Source organism: Deltaproteobacteria bacterium (genome assembly GCA_011375175.1).
Taxonomy (GTDB): Bacteria; Desulfobacterota; GWC2-55-46; order GWC2-55-46; family DRME01; genus DRME01.
Genome location: DRME01000096.1, coordinates 1 through 3044, shown reverse-complemented (window position 1 = coordinate 3044; position 3044 = coordinate 1). Strand labels below are relative to the sequence as shown.

The window sequence follows — 3044 nt, the reverse complement described above, 5'->3', positions numbered from 1 at the left end:
GGGGAAACTTTCTACAGAAAGTTTCCCCCAGTGTAATAAATCAGAGCTTCCTTAGTCAGAGCTTCCTTAAAAAGCCCGGCGCGCCGGGCGGCAGATTTCCCTTGACATCGGCGCGATCCCTCTGTTAGCGTTTAAGGTCTACTTTTCCGGCCGCTCAAGGCCGATAAGGAGGTTTCCCCCCATGAAAAAGAAGTATCTTCTGGCGCCCGGTCCGACGCCGGTGCCCGAGTCGGTGCTGCTCAAGATGGCGCAGCCCATCATCCACCACAGGACCTCCCAGTTCTCCGAGGTCTTCCGCCGGGCTGCGGAGCTTCTCAAGTACGTCTTCCAGACAGAGCAGGACGTGCTCATACTGGCCGCCTCGGGCACGGGGGCCATGGAGGGCTCTGTCACGAACCTCTTCAGCCCCGGCGACGAGGTCATAGCCGTGAACGGCGGCAAGTTCGGCGAGCGGTGGGGCAAGATATCGGAGGCCTACGGCCTCAAGGTCCACTGGGTAAACGTCGAGTGGGGCAGGGCCGTGGACCCCGCGCAGGTGGAGAAGGTGCTCGACGCCAACCCCGGCGTGAAGGGCGTGCTCTGCCAGGCGAGCGAGACCTCGACGACCGTGGCCCACCCCGTAAGGGAGATCGCGGCGCTCACAAGGGACCGCGACTGCCTCACCGTGGTGGACGGCATCACGGCCGTCGGCGTCTTCGACGTGCCCATGGACGAGTGGGGCATAGACGTGCTCGTGTCGGGCTCGCAGAAGGCGCTCATGCTCCCGCCGGGGCTCGCCTTCGCCGCCCTCTCGGAGAAGGCGTGGCGCTTCCAGGAAAAGGCCCGCTGCCCGCGCTTCTACTTCGACTTCGCCAAGGAGCGCAAGAACCTCGCAAAGCAGACCTCGGCCTACACGCCGGCCGTGTCCCTCATAAACGGACTTCTCGAGGCCCTGACCCTCATAAAGGAAGAGGGCCTTGAAAACGTCTTCGCCCGGCACTTGAGGCTCGCCGCCGCCGCCAGGGCGGCCATGGAGGCCCACGGGCTCACGCTCCTCGCCCCCGAGAGCCCCTCGCCGGCAGCCACCGGCGTCTACGTGCCCGCAGGTGTCGACGGCGGCAGGTTCGTAAAGTACATGCGCGACGAGATGGGCGTCACCATGGCCGGAGGCCAGGACCATCTCAAGGGCAAGATATTCAGGATAGCCCACCTCGGCTACATAGACACCTTCGACATGATCATAGCCGTCTCGACAATCGAGATGGCGCTGAGCAAGTTCGGCCACCCCGTGGAGCTCGGCAAGGGCGTGGCCGCGGCCCAGTCCATACTCCTGGAGGGTTTCGAGTAAGATGAAGGTACTCATAAGCGACAGCATGTCGGACAAGGCCCGCGAGGTCTTCGAGAAGACGCCCGGCATAGAATGCGACGTACAGACGGGGCTCAGCCCCGATGAGCTCAGGGAGAAGATCAAGGAGTATCACGGCCTCGTGGTGCGAAGCGCCACGAAGGTCACGGCCCATATCCTGGAGGCGGCCGAGAACCTGAAGGTCATCGGCCGGGCCGGCACGGGCGTGGACAACATCGACGTGCCCGCGGCGACGAAGAAGGGCGTGGTCGTCATGAACACGCCGGGCGGCAACACGGTCACCACGGCCGAGCACGCCGTGGCCATGATGGTCTCGCTTGCCCGCAACATCCCGCAGGCCACGGCCACCATGCGCGAGGGCAGGTGGGAGAAGAAGAGGTTCCAGGGCACCGAGCTCACGGGCAAGACGCTGGGCATCCTCGGCATAGGCAACATAGGCGCCGTCGTCGCCTCGAGGGCCCAGGGGCTTAAGATGAACGTCATCGCCTACGACCCCTTCATCTCCGAGGAGGCGGCCGACAAGCTCGGCGTAAGGCTCGTAAGCCTGGATGAGTGCCTGGCGGGCAGCGATTTCCTCTCGATCCACGTGCCGCTCACGCCCGATACCCGCAACATCATAAACGCCGACGCCTTCAAGAAGATGAAACGGGGCATAAGGCTCATAAACTGCGCCCGCGGCGGCATAGTGAACGAGGCGGACCTCTTGGAGGCCATCGAGTCGGGCATCGTCGCCGGAGCGGCGCTCGACGTCTTCGAGACCGAGCCGCCCCCGCCGGACAACCCGCTCCTCAAGCACGAAAAGGTCATCCTCACCCCCCACCTCGGCGCCTCGACGCGCGAGGCCCAGGAAAAGGTCGCCGTCGCCGTGGCCGAGCAGATGGCCGACTATCTCACTACCGGCACCATCCGCAATGCCGTCAACGTGCCCAGCGTGCCGGGCGAGCTCCTCGACGTGCTCGGCCCCTACATAGACCTCGGCGAAAAACTCGGAAGCCTGCTGGGCCAGACCATAACGAGCGGCATCGAGGAGATCGTCATCGAGTACACCGGCGAGGTCCTGGACCACGACGTCTCGCCCATCACCATGGCCTCCATAAAAGGCATCCTCGACCGCCTCATGGACCAGTACGTAAACTTCGTCAACGCCCGGTTCGTCGCCGAGGAGCGGGGCATCAAGGTGGTGGAGGTGAAGAGCTCGCGCTCCATCGACTTCGTAAGCTCCGTGACCATCAAGGTAAAGACCTCCGACGGCGCCGAGAGCGTGGTCGAGGGCTCGCTCTTCGGCAGGAGAGAGCCGAGGATAGTGAGGCTCGACAAGTTCTTCATCGACGCCGTGCCCGAGGGCTACCTCCTCATACTCCATAACGAGGACAAACCAGGCGTCATAGGCAACGTGGGCACGCTGCTCGGCGCAAACAACGTGAACATCGCAAGGCTTCACCTCGGCCGCGAGGCCGTGGGCGGCGAGGCCGTGAGCGTGTGGAACATAGATACGCCGCTCTCCAGGGGCCTCATAGACAAGCTCCTCAAGCTTCCACACATCATCTCGGCGCGACTTGTGGAACTGTGAGGCGCCGCCCGAAGGAAGCCCGAGCTATAAGGCAATCCTTTTAATGACCCTGGGGGAAACTTTCTGTAGAAAGTTTCCCCCAGACCCCCTTCAAAGACTTTTAATTCCCTGCGGTTCATCCCGATTTTG

2 protein-coding genes are annotated in these 3044 nt (G+C 63.2%); both read left to right on the top strand.

The genetic code is table 11. The features are described from left to right. Positions 1-181 precede the first annotated feature (181 nt). A complete protein-coding gene (locus ENJ37_08340; GenBank protein HHL40501.1) occupies positions 182-1327 on the top strand; it encodes an alanine--glyoxylate aminotransferase family protein in 1146 nt (381 codons plus the stop codon). Between the two features lies 1 nt (position 1328). Continuing rightward, entirely contained in the window at positions 1329-2915 is a 1587-nt protein-coding gene (locus ENJ37_08335; protein HHL40500.1) for a phosphoglycerate dehydrogenase, read from the top strand. The last annotated feature ends 129 nt before the right edge of the window (positions 2916-3044 follow it).